The following is a 19015-nucleotide window of genomic DNA, read 5'->3' as shown; positions in this document are numbered from 1 at the left end:
GACGGACACTTCAGTTTAAGTGGATGGGAATGCCTAGAGCCGTGAATCGCTCTTCAACCTTCGTAGTAAACAACCAACCAGTAAACGACTTGCCTGTCGAAATACCAGAATGGGTAAAATTGACTGATTTGTGTCTTACGTGGCACAGGGCTATGGTACTCTTACGCGAACACGACGAATCAAGTAGGAAACCAGGTGAACTATGCAACTCAAAACGATCTCTATTGCTTTATGCGCTCTATTAAACTTTAGCCCTTCTCAGGTTTTCAGCCAGGACAGCGGTCTGAATATGAATAATGGGAATTTCAAAGGGACTACTATCTATTTGACAGCTGTCGAGCGAGAAGCAGTACTTTCGGAGATGCGTGGGTTCGTTAAAAGCACGGCGGGTATCGTCAAAGGCCTCTCAGCTGAAGACATGGAAATGGTGACCGCAAGTGCCAGAAAGTCTGGAAGAGGAGCAGGTGCCCATATGCCGCACACACTCCATAAAAAACTTCCTGTTTCGTTTAAGAAGCTTGGTTCAGATACACACCGGAGATTTGATGAGCTGGCGCTTGATGCTGAACAGTTGGGTGATGCTGGGCACTCCCTTTCTCAGCTTGGTGCGTTGCTGGACAATTGCGTATCGTGCCATTCATCTTTCCGAATTAAAGTGAGATAGTCAAAGTATCGTCTGCCCGTACGGGCTGCAATACCGTTGAATGTTTCACCAAATCGGTCGGCTGGCCATTACCGCCTAAACTAAATCTCGAGAACACAGATATGCTTTTCATGCCGGTTCGATCAGCTCTGTTAGAAAGCAATACGATTATTTCCATGGGGTTGTGCTAAAAAATTGCCGCTACTGATCGTATAGCCTACACATCAAATAAGCTTTACAGTGGCAGTCAATTACTGATGTCACTCTCAAAACGTTTTTACCGCTACTGGGTGGCCCCTTCATGCGCTGTGACTTACTTCGTGGTACTGATTATGATGACGGCCCGTTGGTGATAGAGAAGCGCTATGCTGCATTTGCTCTAGTTATTACCGGTAAAGTCGGTAACTCAGAAATGCAAGAATATGTTGATGATATTTGAACCAAAACCCTATAGGCCAACCCGCAGTCATAAGGTGGCGGTACAACAGACCCAAATATTTTTTATCAGACTGTAAAATAGCTCGGTTTTGTTCAAAGCTCATGTTTCTCAGGGCTGTGAATATGTCACATTATTTCAGTAAATAATGGCATAGGAAGATAATTCTGCTTATGTGACACTAATAGCACCTCAATAGAAGGAATAACAATCAAGGAGGGAGGTGCTCATGAAACGTATTATCATCTATGCAGCGCATTATCCATGGGTTGTTATTGCTGTCCTTAGTGTTATAACACTTGTTGCACTGACACGGCTGCCTGATCTTAATATTGAGATAGCTGCAGAAGGGATGATGGTCAATGATTCCAAGGCAATGACCTTATACGACTCTACTGTAGAAATCTTTGGCAGTGAGAATGCCACTGTAATTTATCTTGAGGATAAAGATCTTGTAAAACTTGATAACTTGGCCGCGATACAAAAAATTGTAAAAGAAATAGAACGCATCCCTCAGGTGTCCCATATCACCAGTCTGTTTTCTTTAAGGTATCTACGAACCAAAAATGGTTATATCTTTACTGATCCATATTTTAAATCGATACCTGAAACTGAGTCTTCAGCAATTTCCATTGCCAAAGCTGCACTAGCGAATCCACTGGTCGAGGGAAATCTTATCTCCAGGGATGGTACTGTGATGGCACTCAATCTCTATTTCGATGTGCCAGAGAATCAAACAGGATTTAATGAGCAGATGGCAAGCAAGTTGGATACAGCCTTACTGCCACTGAAGAAGCGCTTTCGCACCGTTTTCCACATTGGGGGGCCATCAATTCGCGCCGGTATTTCTGAGCAAATCCGAAAAGATCAGAAAATGATTCTGCCATTGGCACTGCTGGTTCTGATCTTAACGCTTGGGTTGATGCTTAGACATCTGACAGCTGCTTTTATACCGTTCTTGACTGCCAGTCTAAGTGTTATCTGGGTATTAAGTGTCATGGCAGTACTGGAAATACCGATAAATATCACAACGTCAATCATACCTGCAATACTCATAATTGCAGGCTCTACAGAAGATATCCATCTCATATCTGAGTATCAGGCTGGTCTATCAGACGGATTGGGGGCTCTAGAAGCCAATCACTTCATGGCTCAACATATGGGGATGGCTGTTCTGCTGACATTTATTACCACCTGCCTGGGATTTCTTTCTATTTCACTTAATCAGATCGATTTATTACAACAGTTTGGATTGGTTGCGGCCATAGGGTTAACACTCAATTTCATCATTACTGTCACTCTGGTTCCTGCTTGCCTTCGGTTGATCACTCAACAGGGGCAAACAGTCGTGACACTGAAAAGTGCAGGTTTCGACAGGCTTGCATTGCACATATTTGATCACATATCGATGAATCCAAGGCTGTTTATATTCGCTGTCATTATGATTATGGCATTCAGCAGTTTCTGGGCAACAAAGATTGAAATCAACAACGATACTATGGGGTATTTCGAAGCTTCAGATAAAACACCCTATCATGCCAAGATGTTGCAAAACAAACTATCTGGTGTTCATGCGCTTTCTATTGTAGTAAGCGGCGAAAAGGAAGCATTTCTGAAAACGCACAACTTATTGGAGTTAAAAAAGCTACAGGGTTACATTGAAGAGGCAAGGCAGTTTGATAAAAGTTTTTCCTTTGCCGATTATATGGGTGTTGTGCATGGAGGTATCGATGGAGGGCGATCAGGTCAAACCTATCTGCCTGCAGTTGATGAGCAGATCAGTAGCTACATGGCATTGCTAGGTCATGCAAGTGCAAAATCGTTTGTCTCGCCAGATTATAGTCGTGCCAGAATTCTTGTCAGACACTCTATCAGCTCATCTAAACAATTGAATCAGGCAATAGAGAATATCCGCAGTTTTGCCAGTAACACTATTGACCCGCGACTTAATATTGAGGTTACTGGAGAAAGTTATCTTAATAGCCAGGCTGTGGACTATATGGCCGACGGCCAGTTACGCTCTTTGCTGCTCATGCTGGTTTTAATTTTTATAATCATCACATTGATGTTGATAAATGTGAGAGTTGGCTTGGTTGCTGTCATGGTAAATATCTTCCCTATTACAATTTTGTTTGGTGTGATGGGTTACTTTCATATTGCGCTGGATACAGGAACAATAATGGTAGCTGCAATTGCACTGGGTATTGGGGTTGATCATACCATGCATTTTATTGTTCGATATCAACGCCTGATTAATGAGGGGGCGCCACACGTAAAATCAATCATGCAAGTGATTAGAAGCGAATCAGTGCCAATTGTTTCTACTGCAATAGCCCTGGCAATGGGCTTCACCACATTGGCATTATCGAGTTTTCCACCTATTGCCTTGTTTGGTCTTTTAAGCGCCATGGTAATGTTGCTTGCTTTGATTGCAACATTCGTGATCACACCATTATTGTTGAGTAATCCATGGATGGACTATGAACCAGGCAGGTCGGCAGAATTGATTACAGTAATGCGATCAGAACTTCGCTATTAAAAGTTGATGCCTCCACTCACGCTGTTTTGCATAATCCATTGGACTGACATATCCCAAACTTGAATGAAATCTGTTTGCATTATAAAAAATAGTTAGTTTAAGGTCTTTTTCTTTGATTTATTATACGATTTGTGTTGCTTTGAATGGTAGTGATCTGACTTCTAGGTCTTTCTCATTCGCGGTTTCACTGGCCGTGATTCCAGTTAATACCTAAAAAAAACCCCACAAATGCTGGGCATTTGTGGGGTCTGTGCGTAGCCTGTTAAACAACGCGAAATAACCCATCAGTCTTTTTTACTCCATTACAGCTCTTTGTCTGCTCGATTAGCTCAACTGTTTGTCAGTACTTGTACGATGCGATCACTCTGAAGTGATTCTGGGTCAGATCCTTACCCTCGATACCGTCGTACTCGCTACCCCGGTTTGCCAGGAACGTTTTCAACATGACATTCTTCTTTGGCTTGTAGACGAGCACGATATCCGCCTCGTAGGCATCCGTCTGCGGTGCCACCATGCCCGGGCCGCTCAGGCCCAGCACCTTGCGCGGCGCTGAGGTATCCGACTTGCCGTAATTGGCGTAGCTCACCTTGATTATCAGGTTATTCATGATCTTGTAAGAGGCACCGATCTTGTAGGCGTCGACATTCTTACGGTACTCATTACGGGAGAAGATGGAGCTTGTGTAGGCGGGATCGCCACCCCAGGCGTTGAGCATGGCTGTATCACCACCAGAACTGTTTACTGCGGCATAGACTGACCACTTTTTGCTGCCCAAAGCAGCCTTGAGTCCAAACAGGTCGAAGTCAAGGGTGCCGCCCAACTGATCCCCCGTCTCCTGCTGATTCAGGTATTGCCCCGACAATTTCAGTTTCATCCCTTCGAGGGGAATCATGGTGTCGGCATGCAGATAGACATTGTTGGCGATGTCATCCACATAGTAGTCCCAGAGACCGATAGTGGTATTCTCCAAACCTGTATAAGTCGCATTCGCCACCGTGATGCCATTCGTTTCAGCTGCTCCAGAACCGAATGTGGCTGTGCTGATCTCGTGAAATTCCGCCTGTCCGATTAAGCTGGAATTGATCGCGGCACCGGCAGTTTTTGTCGCTTCGCCAATCAGTCCAAAGTCAGTCATGGCACGGGCGCCGAATGACATCTCGGTAATTTGTGCCGCACCCAGCTTAAGACCATCAATGGCAGTCGTCGATGCGCCATAGGCCCTGTAGAAATTCGGCATATTGCTATAGGCGATGGTGGTCAATGGGGTTGCATAGCGCTGATTACCGCCGTGGAGCGTAAATTTTTCTGCGTTATATTTAAGGTAGAGTTCACCCAGCTGTGATTTTGTGGAGCCGTCGTCGGTCACAAACATGCCTCGGGCTACTCGTTCGGTCTCAAAATCGGTGATACCGAAGATATCGCCATTGGCATAGAAACCGGCACCCGCTTTCAGATTGTTCCATGCCTGACTCTCATACTTCAGCTTGAGCAGGTAAGAGGTGCCATTATTTGGGTCATAGCCGTTATCCTCTGCGTAAAGGATGGACATACCCTTGATCAAGACATCGAGATTCCCGAGGTCTTTGCCATCTGACGAGATACTCACCGCCATGGCCGAATTCACACAGAGTCCCAGTACTGCCGTCGATGCACACGCCAGTTTCTTCATAGATAACTTCATTACTCCTCCCATCATTGATTTCAGAAACCCTTGAGGCTTCTGCCCAGTCATCAGCATTTATTAGTATTTTTGAATGGCTGGACGCCAAAACTTGTCACCCACTGTTAGCGCGATAAGCGAACCGCCCTTACGAGTGGATCAGTGGATGTTGCCTCCCCAGGCAGATACACAAGCTACCGGTATTAATATGGCTGGACAAAGGGTTTTTTCGTACGATTTCGTACGTTTTTTTCTACTGGCTTAGTCCCATATATTCAATCACTTACAAAGCGCAGTCACTGCGTATCAACGAAATCTAACGTGATTTTGGAATAGGGTGCGAAGTGGTTTCCTGCAGATAGGCGGGATAGACAAGAGTGTGGGGTTATTATCGCTTATCGTTCAGGCCAGAGAGCAAGAGTCGGAGCTCCTCCAACGCTTGTTGCAGCTGTGTGCGTTGGGGAGTGACTTTTCGATTCACGCACTGAAGTACAAATTCGGCTGTCGCAATAACCCTGTTGCTTCGAGGGTTGTTAGGGCAGCTCTCTATGTGGAGGTATCTATCCAGCGTACGAGTTGTGGGTGTGGATTTATCGATATAGACAGGCCAGATCCCACTCTCTTCAGCCAACGCTAATTTGTTTTTTCCAAGGTCGTGTTCCCAGCATGTGAGGGCTGCGTGCATCACCAATACAACCCTCTCTTTCAGTAACTGTTTCTCAGTCTCGCGATCAGACCCGTTGTTCAAGGACGCATCGCTATCACTTCCCGCTAGTTGGCTTGGGCTGACACGTGCAATTTCTAGAATTGATTCCAGTGACGCCTCTACTGCCTGCAGACGTTGCTCATTCTGCTCCATACTGTTTACAAGCAATTCCGTTAGCTTTTCATCCTCATCTCCGGATATCGGCTGCATGACGATCGTCTGCCTGATGCCATCGGATAATTTCACTGGGTTGATGGCGGCATCAGCGACAAATTGACGCCCATTCTTTGCCAGACACTCCAACTGTTGATGTTGCACCTGGTCTGGTAATGCGTGCTGAGTCAGATCACTGATCGTCTCAGCACCTGGAAAGAGGTCGTCTAGATCGAGCTGGCCGATTTCTTCCTGTGAATAGTGAAAGAGTTTTAATGCCGCTCTATTGAAGTAGATGGCTTCACCATCCTCGCCAAAACAGAGGATAGCGCTCTCATCAAGATCTAGAAGACGCTCCAGCTCGCTGTTACGGACCCGAATCTGTCCTGCCATTTTTTCGAAGCCATTCGCGAGAGTTGCGAATTCTCGCAATCCCCGCTTGTTGACATGAAAATCCTGATTCCAGTCAGTCATCTGTTGCATTCCATCCACGAGTCTGTCCATTGGTATAAATAGAAATCGATAGAACAACCAGAGTGCTAGCGACAGGATGCTCAGCGTAATCAGAATGTATCCACCAGTGGTTACCATCTGCGTAAACTCCATCTCCTCAAGCAGCACACTGACATCCTCATAACCGACTATCCTGAATACAGGTCTTCCTGCTGATGTATGAAGTGTATAGGTCACAGGAAGGTGAATTTCGTCCTCCACAGTCATCTCTGTGTCGAGGTGACTACCGGTGATAGTGAATATCTTCACAGGTGTTTTTGTGATACGGCTGATGTCAGGAAGGTTAAACGATGGATCGACGACAACTTCGAGATATCCCACGGCATGCAGTCCTCCTACCGGCACCAGGGTTGAATAAAGAGAGCCAGTGGGTGAATGCCAAAGCGCATCAATGGCCTTAAGCCGATCGATTTTCTTTCGCTGCGCGATTTTAGCCGCCAAATAGGATGGGAGATGATTCTCCAGCTGTTTCTCACCCGATTCACTTTGCACCAGGAGTTCCAAATCTGGAGTGTAGAGTCTTAACTTAACCAGATCGATTTCTGCGAATCCAGGAAATCCATTTATAAACGGGTCATTCAGAATCTCGACGATTCTTGGTAGCAGCTCTTTGTCATGTGGCTGTTTCAGCACATTGATCAAGTGGGTGTTATGGCCCAGCTTCATGCCCAATTCAAAATTGTGCTCACTGATCTCTCTGATCACCTCCTGTGCGGCCACTTCCATCACGCGTGACAGACTCTTGATCTGAGCATCCAGTGCTGACTGTTTGAAATAGTACCCTGCCAATAACGAGAGCAGTACAGACGAGATGCCGACCATTGCATAGATGGAGACTGTTAGCGTCTTGATGGATAAGCGTTCTATACGCATTCTAATGGCCGTTTATAGTTTGTTATCTCTTGCACTATTCAGTGACTGCCGGTAACCGTTTTTCCTGCCACTCCTTCCATCCACCCCTAAACCAATAGATTGTCGAATAGCCCCAATCGATCGCCTTCGAAATGGCATCGGAACTCCTTTGACAGCGAATCCCATTACAGTAGAAAAGCAGTGATGTTGATTTGTCAGGAGTGATCGCCATAAGAAGTGCGGGCGTGAGAGTGGTGTTAAGGATATTGTGGGCTCCCTCGATATGGCCCTTGACATATTCTGATTTTTTTCTTGCATCAATCACAACAAGATCTGAATTGTTAAGAATTAACTCAATCGTCTCCTCAGCGCTGACGATGGTTGCTCCCGGCAGACTTTCCGGTACATAGGGCTTATCACTGGCGGATGCGACTGAAACAATCCAAAATAACAAAAATGCGAAGAATCTCACTTGACTAAGCTCTGTTAATTAACAATCCGAAAGCGCCAACTACCGATCTACTCCATAGGGTAGGATAAGATCCGTTGAAACAAGTCATATAAAGCAGAATAACAGATCACAGCAGTGTATATGTCGACTGCTGAATAGTGACACTTTGAATCTTCGACCACTGACAGCAAGGCATACTGTGATCAACTCCGCACGCATCTCATTAATTTATATAAGAATCTATGGATAGGTCAAACGATTTCAAACAATAACAGAGATAACACAGGAAATTGGCTCACCCAAGACCCGTGTGCCAAACGCTACCGCTTTTAAATCGTCTTTCTTTCTACTTATAAAAAGAAAGGAATTTATAACCTCAGTTGAGGTGATTTTTAGAGGTAAAAAAGATTCTAAATAATAAAAACATTATATATCTATTAAAAACAACCGGTTAGGCTGTATAGGATGCAAATGTAAGATCTATGTCTCTGTGATTTCGGGGTTTTTATCCAGTGACTGTAAATACAAACGTGATGCCATAGAACGAGAGCGAATTGAGTATCTATTAAATCGGCGATTAAGGTTGTTGTGTTTAACCGGCCTGCCAGGTTTGTCTGATTTCAAATCAGCTATCATGCTTGCGTCTTCACTAAGAAGTGATAATTTTCGCATTCCTTCCCATAAGAAAAGCCGGGCATTGCCCGGCTAGATCATAAAAACAAGGTTCTTAATGGGCGCCAACAGCTTTTGCAGCCGCTCCGGCAGGTACACTGAATGCGGAAGCGTTGACCAGGAAGTGTACCCAGATACTGGCCGCATAGCCGAGTGCAATCGCCCAGCTCCACTTCAGGTGGGCCATGAAAGTGTAGACACCGCGGGCGGTACCCATGACTGCCACGCCTGCGGCTGAACCAATCGCAAGCATTGAGCCGCCAACACCGGCTGTCAAGGTAACCAGCAGCCACTGGCCATGAGACATATCAGGCATCATGGCAAGTACAGCAAACATAACCGGAATGTTATCAATGATCGCAGAGAGAAAACCAACCAGGATGTTGGCATTGGTTGTGCCCAGATCGACATACATCATTTGAGAAACCAACGAGAGGTAACCGAGAGTTCCCAGGCCGCCAACACAGAGGATAATGCCGTAGAAGAACATTAACGTATCCCATTCGGCGCGTTCCAGTGATTTGAAGATATTGTAATGGTTGCTGCCATGGCCATGGTCATCCTGAGCACCACGCTGTTGTGTGGCATTATCCTCCAATGCCAACTGGTGTTCGCCAAGGTTGAGGTTGTCATCGGCCACCGCTTCATTTTTCGCTGCAGTATTAGTGGCATCCCGGCGCTTCAAATAGTATCCATAGAACTTAAGCAGGCCCAGACCTGTCATCATGCCGACAACTGGAGGCAGGTGCAAAAAGTTGTGTGCTGAAACTGCCATGATGATGGTCAGAATAAACAGCCCGACAACGATCCATGCACCATGTCGCAATCTGAATTCACCGGACTCAACCGGTTCCGGTTTCTCATTGGATACAGCCATTGACATGATGACAGCAGGTACCAGCCAGTTGACCAGGGAGGGGAAAAACAAAACAAAGAACTCCTGAAACTGAACAATACTTTTTTGCCAGACCATCAGTGTGGTGATATCGCCGAATGGAGAAAATGCTCCTCCGGCATTCGCTGCGACCACAATATTGATACATGCAATGGCAACAAAGGTTGTATTGGCGCCACCTACGGCCATTGCGACGGTTGCCATCAGCAGGGCAGTTGTCAGATTATCGGCAATTGGTGATATGACAAAGGCCAGAACACCGGTTAGCCAGTAGATAGTTTTTAGTGAAAATCCACGGGAAACAAGCCAAATACGCAACAGATCGAAAACCCCCCGTTCTTCCATGGTGTTGATATAGGTCATGGCTGCTAACAGGAAGAGGAAGAGTTCAGCAAACTCCAGCAGGTTATGCCGAACAGCTGCTTCTGCCGTATGCGTATCCCCTGAATTGACATAGACAATGGCCACAATCATCCAGATGACACCGGCAGCCACCATTACAGGCTTTGACTTACGTAGATGCAGAGCTTCTTCAGCAATGACAAGTGAATAGGCCATAACGAAGATAATGACACAGGCTATGCCTGCCCAATGAGAGGTGAAGTCCTGAAGCTGGATGCCATCACCAGCTGCCATTACCAATCCCGGTAGGGCAAAGAGCAAAAGTGCGATCAAACACTTTGGAATATTCATTGGTATCTCCCTTATCGATTCTGAGCTCATTTTTTTTTAATACTGCTTTATTCAATTAACGGCAGAAAACCCCGGTAATTTATTATTTTTTCGTTAAATATAGTGCATTAATGCTCAACATGGCGTTGATTGAATCTGACTTTAGCTCTTACTGCATCGATGACGACGCCATATCTATCCGATGAGATCTTGAATCAGGTCGGATTCGGAAGCTTTGCAGTTTTCATTTGCTGACCATGTTATCTCCACTTCCGAGTTTTACCTTTAATCTGATAACCACGTCTACAGTCGTGGAGTGTCAAATAATCAACTTTGTAACCTGTTGAATAGTTGAGGAAAATAGATTGAGGAAGGTTTCAGATTAATCCTTTTTCCGGGATTGCAGCTGGGGCCTGTTAACACTAATCCAATAGGCCCTAGCCTGGTTAGGTCTTAAGCCTGTGCTGTCATGTCCCTATTTGGTTCTGAATTATGAATGGTGGCACCAAGTGGTTTTCAATCTTGCATGTACTTTGGTCAGGAACTCATCATTTTCAGGTAAGAACAATCCGTGCCGCTTTTTTTCTACCCGGTGATCGGGTAGTCTGCCTGCGGCTGCCGGATTAATCTCTCTTGTCTCTATCATGCGTCTGGTATAGACAGAATATTTCAGTTGGCACTAGACTGCTGTAAAGGGTCAATGATCTGCCGCAGCGTTTCTGACGTTTCGGTCGTGCTATTGTCCAGAATCGAAATGGTGATCTGTTGAAACCATAAGTCACCGCAAATCATTTCAATCGTGATTAGAAAAATGACTGCCAACATACGATTAGCCAATCTCTTCTCCGCCCTCAATGATGAGCAGGTGAAACAGATACTGGAGAATAGCAATACATTGAAGCTGCTGGATGGCGAATCCCTGTTTGAGAGTGGTGACAAAGCCGAACGGTTCTATCTCGTGATTGGTGGTCAGATCAAGCTGTTTCGGGGCTCGCCCAGTGGCGATGAGAAGATTATCGACATCGTTCAACCCGGCAATACCTTTGCCGAAGCAGTCATGTTCATGAACAATCCGGTCTATCCGGTCAGTGCTCAGGCACTGGGCCCGGCCCGGGTGATGTCTTTCGACAACAAGCGCTTTCTGGATATTCTGAGTCATTCCAATGAGACCAGCTTCAGGATCATGGGGACCATGAGTCAACGGCTGCGCGGCCTGATCCGACAGATCGATGAGTTGACGCTGCAGAGCGCCACCACCCGGCTCTGTGCCACCCTGTTGCGCTATATGGAGGAGGCTGGGAGTGAGGTGTTCAAACTGCCGGCCGCCAAGGGTGTGCTGGCGGCGCGCCTCTCCATGAAGCCGGAGACCTTTTCCAGAATTCTACATAACCTGAGCAGTAAACAGATCATCAAGGTGACCAGCAATGAGGTCTCGGTATTGGATGTTGAGCAGCTCAAACAGCAGGCCCATACTGAGGCTATTGTCGGCCTTGAGCCCGATGGTTCTGCGGTGACACCCCATCATCCCTGTATTTCACACAAGGATCTTGAGTAAGGGGGCGATGTATGGCTGAGGTGAGGTGTCTCTATTGCGGTAAAAAGATCGCCGATGATCAAGCCGAATGTCCCCACTGCGGTGCCGTTTCACACTACCAGAAACGTGGTTTCCGTTCTGGGGCAAGAAAAAAATTCATCATATTTTTCATCGGCTTGGTTGTCTTCTGTGGTTTTTTTATTTACTGGCTGCCACGTTAGTCCGGACACCCTGCGACAAAATGCAAATTGACCAAGGTCAAAGCCACAATCTGCACCTGTTGATATCAATCTAACTCACGACAGTATTCAGGAGATATTCCGATGGCCCAGCCGTTTACAAAAATAATGGCGCGTAACATCTTTTATGGTGGTACAGCTTTTTTCTTTCTGCTATTTCTTGCCCTCACCTTCGATACCATGGGTCAGCTGCCACAACGGGATAACCGTGCTGCGCTCTCCGGGGAGCTGGGGCCGGTTATCGCCCAAGGCAAACTGATCTGGGAGGAGAACAACTGCATCGGTTGTCATACCCTGCTGGGTGAAGGCGCCTACTTTGCTCCGGAGCTGGGGAATGTCTACACGCGTTATGGCAATTCAACCGATGCCATCAAGGGCTTTATCGCCAGTCGCCCGGCAGAAGGTATACCCGGCCGACGCAGCATGCCGCAGTTTAATTTCAGTGACGAAGAGCTCACAGCGATTGCTGAATTTCTGAAGTATGTGTCAGAAATCAACACCGCTAATTGGCCACCGAACATCCAGGGTTAAGCGAGGAAAAGAATATGCAATATCAATCACAAGCGGTTGCCAAACCGTATTTCATCGCCGCCATCGCCCTGTTTGTGGCGCAGGTACTGTTTGGTCTGATCATGGGCCTGCAGTATGTGGTCGGGGATTTTCTCTTTCCGGAGATTCCCTTCAATGTGGCCCGTATGGTCCATACCAACGCCTTGATCGTCTGGCTGCTGATGGCTTTTATGGGGGCCTCCTACTATCTGGTGCCGGAAGAGGCGGAGACCGAACTCTATTCACCAGCACTGGCCACACTGATGTTCTGGGTGTTTCTGGTCGCCGCTGCACTGACGGTGGCAGGTTATCTGTTGCTCTCCTATTCCACCTTGGCGGAAGTTACAATGAATAAACTCTTGCCAACTATGGGTCGAGAGTTTCTCGAGCAACCGACCATTACCAAGATCGGTATCGTTATTGTCGCTTTGGCGTTTCTGTTCAATGTCGGCATGACGATTCTCAGGGGACGTAAGACAGTCATTAATCTGGTGTTGTTGCTGGGGTTGACCGGGCTCGCCGTGTTCTTTCTTTTCGCCTTTTACAATCCTGTAAACCTGGTGCTGGACAAGTACTTCTGGTGGTGGGTGGTTCACCTCTGGGTTGAGGGTGTATGGGAATTGATCCTCGGCGCGATTCTGGCTTTTGTCCTGGTGAAGACCACCGGTGTCGATCGGGAGGTGATCGAGAAGTGGTTGTATGTGATTATCGCCATGACCCTGATCACCGGGATCGTGGGTACCGGACACCACTACTATTGGATCGGTACGCCGGAATACTGGCAATGGTGGGGTTCGATCTTCTCCGCCATGGAGCCGATTCCATTTTTCATGATGACGGTTTTCGCCTTCAATGTCGTGAATAAGCGTCGTCGCGACCATCCCAATAAACCGGCCATGCTGTGGGCTCTGGGTACCGCCGTGATGGCGTTCCTCGGTGCCGGCGTGTGGGGCTTCCTGCATACCCTTTCACCGGTCAACTACTACACCCATGGCTCACAGATCACTGCAGCGCACGGTCATATGGCCTTTTATGGCGCCTATGTAATGATCAACATTACGATTATCTCCTACGCCATGCCCCTGTTGCGCGGCCGTAATGCTGCCAATTCGGCGAAGTCCCAGATTTGGGAGATGTGGTCTTTCTGGTTGATGACCATTTCCATGGTTTTCATTACCCTGTTCCTCACCGGTGCCGGCATTCTGCAAGCCTATCTGCAGCGGATGGGGGAGAATCCACAGCCCTTTATGGTAGTGCAGGAGCACATCTCCCTCTTCTACTGGCTGCGTGAGATTGCCGGTGTGATCTTTTTGATCGGCCTGGTGGTTTACATCGCCAGTTTCTTTGTGGGTCAGAACGATCCGGAGGCCATCACAGCAAATTGACAATACCCTCTGAAGGATTGATTCCTTCATTCCTGCGGCCGGCACTGAAGTGCCGGCCTTTTTTTGACAGGTCTTTGAGTGGCCATGACGGCAGATCGATCAGTTTTACAGAGTAACTACCCGCCGGGTGATTTGGCGATATGGATCTTCATCCTGGCGGAGCTGACGGTATTTGCCGTCTTCTTTGCCGCCTATGCATTTACCCGCCTGCAGCACGTGGAGTTGTTCAATGAGTACCAGCTGACATTGGACCGGGAGGCGGCATTGATCAATACTCTGGCGTTGATCACCAGCTCCTATTTTGTGGTTCGTGCGGTGAGTGCCATTAAGGTGGACGATCGCAGGCGCTGTGTCCACTGGCTGCTGGCAGCGATCTCCATGGGGCTGCTGTTTCTGATTGTCAAAACTTTCGAATATGTCCACCATTACAGTGAGGGAATCAATCTCAGCAGTAATACTTTTTATATGTTTTATCTCTCCCTGACTTTTTTCCATTTCATGCATGTTATCATGGGGATGGTCATTCTTGCGGCAATCGCAGTGATGGCAGCGAGGGGTAAATACAGTCGCCAGGAGCATACCGGAATCGAGAGCGGTGCCTCATACTGGCACATGGTCGATTTGGTCTGGTTGATTCTGTTTCCTCTTGTCTATGTGATGCGGTGATCGGCCCATGAAACGACTAAGTGAACTTCTTGGTATTCGTCCCTGCACTCTGATCTATCTGTTGCTGATCTCTTTCAGTCTGACCACCTTTCTGGTTGCTAAAATGGGATTCAGTGGTCTTGGATTGTCCCTGATGGTGTTGTTTCTGGCGTTGATCAAAGGACAGTTGGTGGGAAGCTATTTTATGGGTCTCGGCCGTGTCCGTGGTATATGGCGCTGGCCGGTTTTTATCTGGTTGTTCATTCCGGGTATCCTGATCGGAATGGCCTTCTATCTATCTTATCCGTGAGGTGTCCGGTTTGAACGAGTTACCCTTCTACAAACCCCAGGGAAATGAGATCGAGCTGTTCGAGCATGCCTATCGTCATCAACTGCCGCTGTTGATCAAGGGGCCTACCGGGTGTGGCAAGACCCGCTTTGTAAACCACATGGCAGCCCGCCTGGGGCGACCTGTATATACCGTATCTTGCCACGATGACCTTACGGCAGCCGATCTGGTGGGACGTCATCTGATCGGTGAAGGGGAGACCTTCTGGAGTGACGGGCCATTGACCCGGGCGGTAAGGGAGGGGGCGATCTGCTATCTGGACGAAGTGGTGGAAGCGCGTAAGGACACCACGGTTGTGCTCCATCCGCTTACCGACGATCGACGCATTCTACCGATCGAACGTACTGGTGAGATTCTGCATGCACCGCCGGAGTTTATGCTCATCGTTTCATATAATCCCGGCTACCAGAATCTACTCAAAGGCTTGAAACCGAGTACCCGTCAACGCTTTCTGGCGACCCGCTTCGACTTTCCGGAAAGCGAGCTGGAACAACAGGTTTTGATCAGCGAAACAGGCATCGACGCGCTCCTTGCCAAGCGCCTGGTAAACCTGGCCAATGCCCTTCGTGCGCTCAAGGATCATGACCTGGAAGAGGCGGCTTCAACCCGCCTGCTGGTTTATACCGCCACTTTGATTGAGGGTGGATACGCACCACTGGAGGCGTGTCGTGCTGCCCTGGTTGAGCCTCTGAGTGATGATGAAGAGACCGTTGCTGCGCTGATGGATGTTGTCGAGGTTACCTTCGGTGGTTGAACCGGAACGACAGGTTGAGGGCGTCGAGGGTAAAACGCTGGCTGTGATCAGTGAAGGTCTCTATCTGCTGAATCTGTTGTTTCCCCTGTTGCCACTGATTGCGCTGGCCTGGCTTTGGCTGCGTCACCGGGGTAGTGCGGGTAGATTGCTTTTCAATCACCTGCGTCAGGCGTTCGTCGGTGCCGTTATCGCGACTCTGCTTTTTACCATGGCGAATCTGTTGATCATTTTTCTGGGGGGGTACCGTTCTCTGCATGCTTTGGTCATCTTTGAGCTCTACTACATTATCTGTGTTCCCCTGTTACTGATTCCGGGTCTGCTTGGCCTTATCAAAGCCATGTCGGGGCAGACCTATCGTTTTCCCTTGATCGGGCGGGTTGATGTTTAAGCGCAGTTCAACCCTGCAGCGTCGACGCTCTCTCTTTCAGGCGGCTTTCTTTTGTTTGTTTATCCTGGCGCCACCTCTCGATCTGTTTCGTTTCGATCTGAACCTCAATCACTTTATTCTGTTTGGCAGCCACTGGACGCTTGGCCTGGATGCTCTGATCGGGGGAGACATCAGCTCGCTGCAGGGCAGTCTCAATATCATCTTGCGTGGTTTTCTGCCCCTGTTGTTGGTGATCGGTGGATTGATCTGGGTCGCCTGGCGTTTCGGACGATTCTATTGTGGTTGGCTCTGTCCCCACTTCTCGGTGGTGGAGATGATCAATCGACTGATGTTTTATGCCAGTGGCAGGCAGAGCCTGTGGGAGCGTCAGCCACTGCCCCGACGCCAGGCGGATGGAACGATGGTGAAGTTCGACTGGCGCTACTGGCCACTCACCCTATTGTCCGCTGCATTTTTTGCACTGCTCTGGGCGGTGGTGCTGCTCACCTATCTGTTGCCTCCGGAGGAGATCTACCACAACCTGCTGCATGCATCGTTAACCCCAAACCAGGCTCGCTTCATTGGTGTTGGCACGCTGCTGCTGTTTATAGAATTTACATTTGCCCGGCATCTTTTCTGCCGATTTGGCTGTGCGGTGGGTTTGTTTCAAAGTCTCGCCTGGATGGCCAACGATCGGGGCCTGGTCGTGGGATTCGATCGAAACCGGGCAAGGCATTGTTCAAACTGCAACAGTGCCTGTGACAATATCTGCCCAATGCGCTTGAAGCCGCGCTCGATCAAGCGACGCATGTTTACCTGTACCGAGTGTGCTCAATGCATCACAGCCTGTGAGCAGGTTCAGGGATCACTCGAACAGAAATCACTCCTCAAATGGGTCAGTGAAGCCGAGGCCGTTGCAGTGGCAACCGGCCGGCCTGCAGAAGAGGAGGGCAGTAAGTCTGCTGATAGAACGATACCGCTCAATGGTGGTGGCTGATGGAAGAACGGGTTGGTGAGCTCTGGCATCGGCTGATCACACGTGCTGCGCAGAGCCGCTATCCAGAAGCGGCGGTCACTCTGCAGCAGGTGAGTACCCGTGTCAGTATTCTGTTTCGAGCACTGGGGGGCGATGGTGGTTTACAGGTTGAAGCCGCCCATGCCACGGAACATACCGCACGACGCAGCTTGTTGCATCGTATTGCCGGAGATAACAAGAAGGTCGAACTGGCCTGGCGTGATGAGCAGTATCTTCGACTGCCTGCTGTGATCGACTGTTTTTCAACCACCCAGCTTAATCGGGATCTCTACCGCTGGCTGGTGGTTCTTGCCGTGGGTGAACAGCTGAAAGATGAACCTTGGTTCAGTCGCAATCAGCGTCTGACCTGTGAGGTGCTGGAACGCTACCCCAGTATCCGGCCGCTCTATCAGCGGTTGGTGTCGGCTCACCTGGCACTGCGTCTGCAGCCCCCATCCCATCAGCCATTGGAATTGGCTCAGGAGTCCGCTATACGCCAGGCACTGCTTGAACCCGGCAGCATTGAACATCTGCCTCAGGCACCCCGGCCACCGCACCCCGTGCCACTCTGGCTTCATCCCTGCCCACCCGTCAGCATGAGTCGCCAGCAAAACCGGGATAACCGTGAGAGCAGCGGTGGCGGTGGTAGTAAAGCCCTGGAATCTGAGACTAAGCGACTGGCTGAGGAGACTGATAAGAAAGAGACCAAGGGGCGGGGCTTGGTCACCATTCGCATGGAAAACATCTTTACCTGGGGCGGCTTTCTCAAACTGGACCGGGATGCGGAAGAGAACGAGGATTTGGAGAGCGCCGCCGATGCAGCTCAGGATATGGATCTTATCAGTATCAGCCGTGACGCCAGAGGCGCTGCTGGAAAGGTGCGTTTTGATCTCGATCTGCCGGCCGCAGCGGAGGACGATCTGGTACTGCATGAGGGTATCCTGCTGCCGGAATGGGACTTCAAGAAACGCCAACTGATTCCCGACCTGTGTCGAGTGGTGCCGATGCTGGCGGCCGACGCCGCTAGTTGTACCTTGCCTCCTCATCTCTACCGCACAGCAAAAAAGCTGCGGGCTCAATTCCAATATTTGGCGCCTTCACGGAAGTGGTACAAGGGCCAACAGGATGGCAGTGAGATCGACCTGGATGCCTACTTGCGCTTTGCCACCGATCGCATTGCCGGTCACGCCTCCACGGACAACGGTCTCTATCGCCTGTTGAAAGCGGGATCCCGTGATCTGGCCTGCCTGCTGCTGGCGGACCTTTCACTCTCCACTGATACCTGGGTGGGCAACCATGCCCGGGTGATCGATGTGATCCGTGACAGTCTGTTCCTGTTTTCTGAAAGTCTATCCGCTACCGGAGATGCCTTTGCCATCTACGGCTTCTCTTCGCGTAAACGGGATCCTGTCCGTTTCCATCAGATCAAGCGGTTTGATGAACACTACAACGGCGCCATTCGTGGACGCATACAGGCCATTAAACCCGGTTATTACACCCGCATGGGCGCGGCAATCCGTCACAGCACCTCGATTCTCAAACAGCAGCAATCAGAGCGCCGTCTGTTGATGATACTCACTGATGGTAAGCCGAATGATCTGGATAAGTATGAGGGACGGTACGGTATCGAGGATACTCGTGAGGCTGTTCGTGAAGCTCGTGCAGAGGGGTTGGAGCCGTTCTGTGTCACCATCGATAGCAAGGCCAATGACTATCTTCCCCATCTGTTCGGTTCGACCGGGTATGTGGTGATTCGCAAGCCGTCGGAGCTGCCCCGTGAACTGCCGCGACTCTATGCCAAACTGACAAGTTGAAACTTTCGGGAGAAAAGTATAGATCCTGAAGCCGATGAATCCTGGTTTCAGTGTGGCTGAATGGGGTCTGCAAAGTGTCTGGTTCAATCGTTTAAACAGACTTTGGCAGAGACCGTAAATAGCTGATCGAAATAACATGCACCGGTGTGGTGCAGTATGTGTAATGGGCTGA

17 protein-coding genes are annotated in these 19015 nt (G+C 48.9%); 13 read left to right on the top strand and 4 right to left on the bottom strand.

What is annotated here, in order from left to right:
* The first annotated feature begins 202 nt into the window (after positions 1-202).
* From AC4IE8_RS17375 to AC4IE8_RS17365, 3 genes are all read left to right on the top strand, one after another.
* Positions 203-664, top strand: coding sequence for a hypothetical protein (locus AC4IE8_RS17375; RefSeq protein WP_490791559.1), 462 nt, complete (start codon positions 203-205; stop codon positions 662-664).
* A gap of 280 nt (positions 665-944) precedes the next feature.
* Positions 945-1082: a hypothetical protein gene (locus tag AC4IE8_RS17370; RefSeq protein ID WP_490791558.1), complete on the top strand. Its 138-nt coding sequence runs from the start codon at positions 945-947 to the stop codon at positions 1080-1082.
* Positions 1083-1308: 226 nt separating this feature from the next.
* Complete coding sequence (locus AC4IE8_RS17365) at positions 1309-3618, top strand: efflux RND transporter permease subunit (RefSeq protein ID WP_490791557.1); 2310 nt, start codon at positions 1309-1311, stop codon at positions 3616-3618.
* A 340-nt stretch (positions 3619-3958) separates the two neighbouring features.
* On the opposite strand, the gene AC4IE8_RS17360 is transcribed toward AC4IE8_RS17365, so the two are convergent.
* The 4 genes from AC4IE8_RS17360 to nhaD form a co-directional block, all read right to left on the bottom strand.
* The gene (locus AC4IE8_RS17360; protein WP_490791556.1) at positions 3959-5299 is read right to left on the bottom strand and encodes an OprD family outer membrane porin; all 1341 of its coding nucleotides are present in this window, start codon (positions 5297-5299) and stop codon (positions 3959-3961) included.
* Between the two features lie 367 nt (positions 5300-5666).
* The gene (locus AC4IE8_RS17355; protein WP_083225861.1) at positions 5667-7523 is read right to left on the bottom strand and encodes a PAS domain-containing protein; all 1857 of its coding nucleotides are present in this window, start codon (positions 7521-7523) and stop codon (positions 5667-5669) included.
* A 34-nt stretch (positions 7524-7557) separates the two neighbouring features.
* Positions 7558-7974 carry a rhodanese-like domain-containing protein gene (locus tag AC4IE8_RS17350; protein WP_068987528.1) on the bottom strand — a complete coding sequence of 139 codons (417 nt, stop codon included), beginning with the start codon at positions 7972-7974 and terminating at the stop codon, positions 7558-7560.
* 706 nt (positions 7975-8680) lie between these two features.
* On the bottom strand, positions 8681-10213 hold the full coding sequence (gene nhaD, locus AC4IE8_RS17345) for a sodium:proton antiporter NhaD (RefSeq protein ID WP_490791555.1): 1533 nt from the start codon (positions 10211-10213) through the stop codon (positions 8681-8683).
* 790 nt (positions 10214-11003) lie between these two features.
* Between nhaD and AC4IE8_RS17340 the strand changes: the two genes are divergently transcribed.
* From AC4IE8_RS17340 to AC4IE8_RS17295, 10 genes are all read left to right on the top strand, one after another.
* Complete coding sequence (locus tag AC4IE8_RS17340; RefSeq protein ID WP_068987530.1) at positions 11004-11747, top strand: Crp/Fnr family transcriptional regulator; 744 nt, start codon at positions 11004-11006, stop codon at positions 11745-11747.
* Between the two features lie 11 nt (positions 11748-11758).
* Positions 11759-11947 (top strand): zinc ribbon domain-containing protein, encoded by a 189-nt coding sequence (locus AC4IE8_RS17335; RefSeq protein WP_068987531.1) that lies wholly within the window; start codon positions 11759-11761, stop codon positions 11945-11947.
* Positions 11948-12049: 102 nt separating this feature from the next.
* Complete coding sequence (locus AC4IE8_RS17330) at positions 12050-12496, top strand: c-type cytochrome (RefSeq protein ID WP_068987532.1); 447 nt, start codon at positions 12050-12052, stop codon at positions 12494-12496.
* A 14-nt stretch (positions 12497-12510) separates the two neighbouring features.
* The gene (locus AC4IE8_RS17325) at positions 12511-13899 is read left to right on the top strand and encodes a cbb3-type cytochrome c oxidase subunit I (protein ID WP_490791554.1); all 1389 of its coding nucleotides are present in this window, start codon (positions 12511-12513) and stop codon (positions 13897-13899) included.
* A gap of 84 nt (positions 13900-13983) precedes the next feature.
* A complete protein-coding gene (locus tag AC4IE8_RS17320; RefSeq protein WP_068987534.1) occupies positions 13984-14565 on the top strand; it encodes a cytochrome c oxidase subunit 3 family protein in 582 nt (193 codons plus the stop codon).
* A gap of 7 nt (positions 14566-14572) precedes the next feature.
* Positions 14573-14854: a cytochrome C oxidase subunit IV family protein gene (locus AC4IE8_RS17315; protein ID WP_068987535.1), complete on the top strand. Its 282-nt coding sequence runs from the start codon at positions 14573-14575 to the stop codon at positions 14852-14854.
* A 10-nt stretch (positions 14855-14864) separates the two neighbouring features.
* Entirely contained in the window at positions 14865-15647 is a 783-nt protein-coding gene (locus tag AC4IE8_RS17310) for a CbbQ/NirQ/NorQ/GpvN family protein (protein WP_490791553.1), read from the top strand.
* Positions 15640-16035 carry a magnetosome magnetite crystal formation protein family gene (locus AC4IE8_RS17305; RefSeq protein WP_083225862.1) on the top strand — a complete coding sequence of 132 codons (396 nt, stop codon included), beginning with the start codon at positions 15640-15642 and terminating at the stop codon, positions 16033-16035. The genes AC4IE8_RS17310 and AC4IE8_RS17305 overlap by 8 nt, the downstream gene beginning before the upstream one ends.
* Positions 16028-17011: a 4Fe-4S binding protein gene (locus AC4IE8_RS17300; RefSeq protein ID WP_083225863.1), complete on the top strand. Its 984-nt coding sequence runs from the start codon at positions 16028-16030 to the stop codon at positions 17009-17011. Before AC4IE8_RS17305 ends, AC4IE8_RS17300 begins: the two co-directional genes overlap by 8 nt.
* A complete protein-coding gene (locus tag AC4IE8_RS17295; protein WP_068987537.1) occupies positions 17011-18843 on the top strand; it encodes a nitric oxide reductase activation protein NorD in 1833 nt (610 codons plus the stop codon). Before AC4IE8_RS17300 ends, AC4IE8_RS17295 begins: the two co-directional genes overlap by 1 nt.
* Positions 18844-19015 lie beyond the last annotated feature (172 nt).

It is taken from the genome of Candidatus Thiodiazotropha sp. AKAK2 (genome assembly GCF_058244685.1).
Note: the sequence above shows the minus strand (reverse complement) of the source record. Positions and strands in the feature narration are given on the sequence as shown.

Coding starts and splice junctions, on each gene's coding strand:
- AC4IE8_RS17330 (WP_068987532.1), top strand. CDS start 12,050: ATGGCCCAGCCGTTTACAAAAATAATGGCGCGTAACATCTTTTATGGT.
- AC4IE8_RS17365 (WP_490791557.1), top strand. CDS start 1,309: ATGAAACGTATTATCATCTATGCAGCGCATTATCCATGGGTTGTTATT.
- AC4IE8_RS17370 (WP_490791558.1), top strand. CDS start 945: ATGCGCTGTGACTTACTTCGTGGTACTGATTATGATGACGGCCCGTTG.
- nhaD (WP_490791555.1), bottom strand. CDS start 10,213: ATGAATATTCCAAAGTGTTTGATCGCACTTTTGCTCTTTGCCCTACCG.
- AC4IE8_RS17325 (WP_490791554.1), top strand. CDS start 12,511: ATGCAATATCAATCACAAGCGGTTGCCAAACCGTATTTCATCGCCGCC.
- AC4IE8_RS17295 (WP_068987537.1), top strand. CDS start 17,011: ATGGAAGAACGGGTTGGTGAGCTCTGGCATCGGCTGATCACACGTGCT.
- AC4IE8_RS17320 (WP_068987534.1), top strand. CDS start 13,984: ATGACGGCAGATCGATCAGTTTTACAGAGTAACTACCCGCCGGGTGAT.
- AC4IE8_RS17300 (WP_083225863.1), top strand. CDS start 16,028: ATGTTTAAGCGCAGTTCAACCCTGCAGCGTCGACGCTCTCTCTTTCAG.
- AC4IE8_RS17355 (WP_083225861.1), bottom strand. CDS start 7,523: ATGCGTATAGAACGCTTATCCATCAAGACGCTAACAGTCTCCATCTAT.
- AC4IE8_RS17340 (WP_068987530.1), top strand. CDS start 11,004: ATGACTGCCAACATACGATTAGCCAATCTCTTCTCCGCCCTCAATGAT.
- AC4IE8_RS17375 (WP_490791559.1), top strand. CDS start 203: ATGCAACTCAAAACGATCTCTATTGCTTTATGCGCTCTATTAAACTTT.
- AC4IE8_RS17315 (WP_068987535.1), top strand. CDS start 14,573: ATGAAACGACTAAGTGAACTTCTTGGTATTCGTCCCTGCACTCTGATC.
- AC4IE8_RS17360 (WP_490791556.1), bottom strand. CDS start 5,299: ATGAAGTTATCTATGAAGAAACTGGCGTGTGCATCGACGGCAGTACTG.
- AC4IE8_RS17335 (WP_068987531.1), top strand. CDS start 11,759: ATGGCTGAGGTGAGGTGTCTCTATTGCGGTAAAAAGATCGCCGATGAT.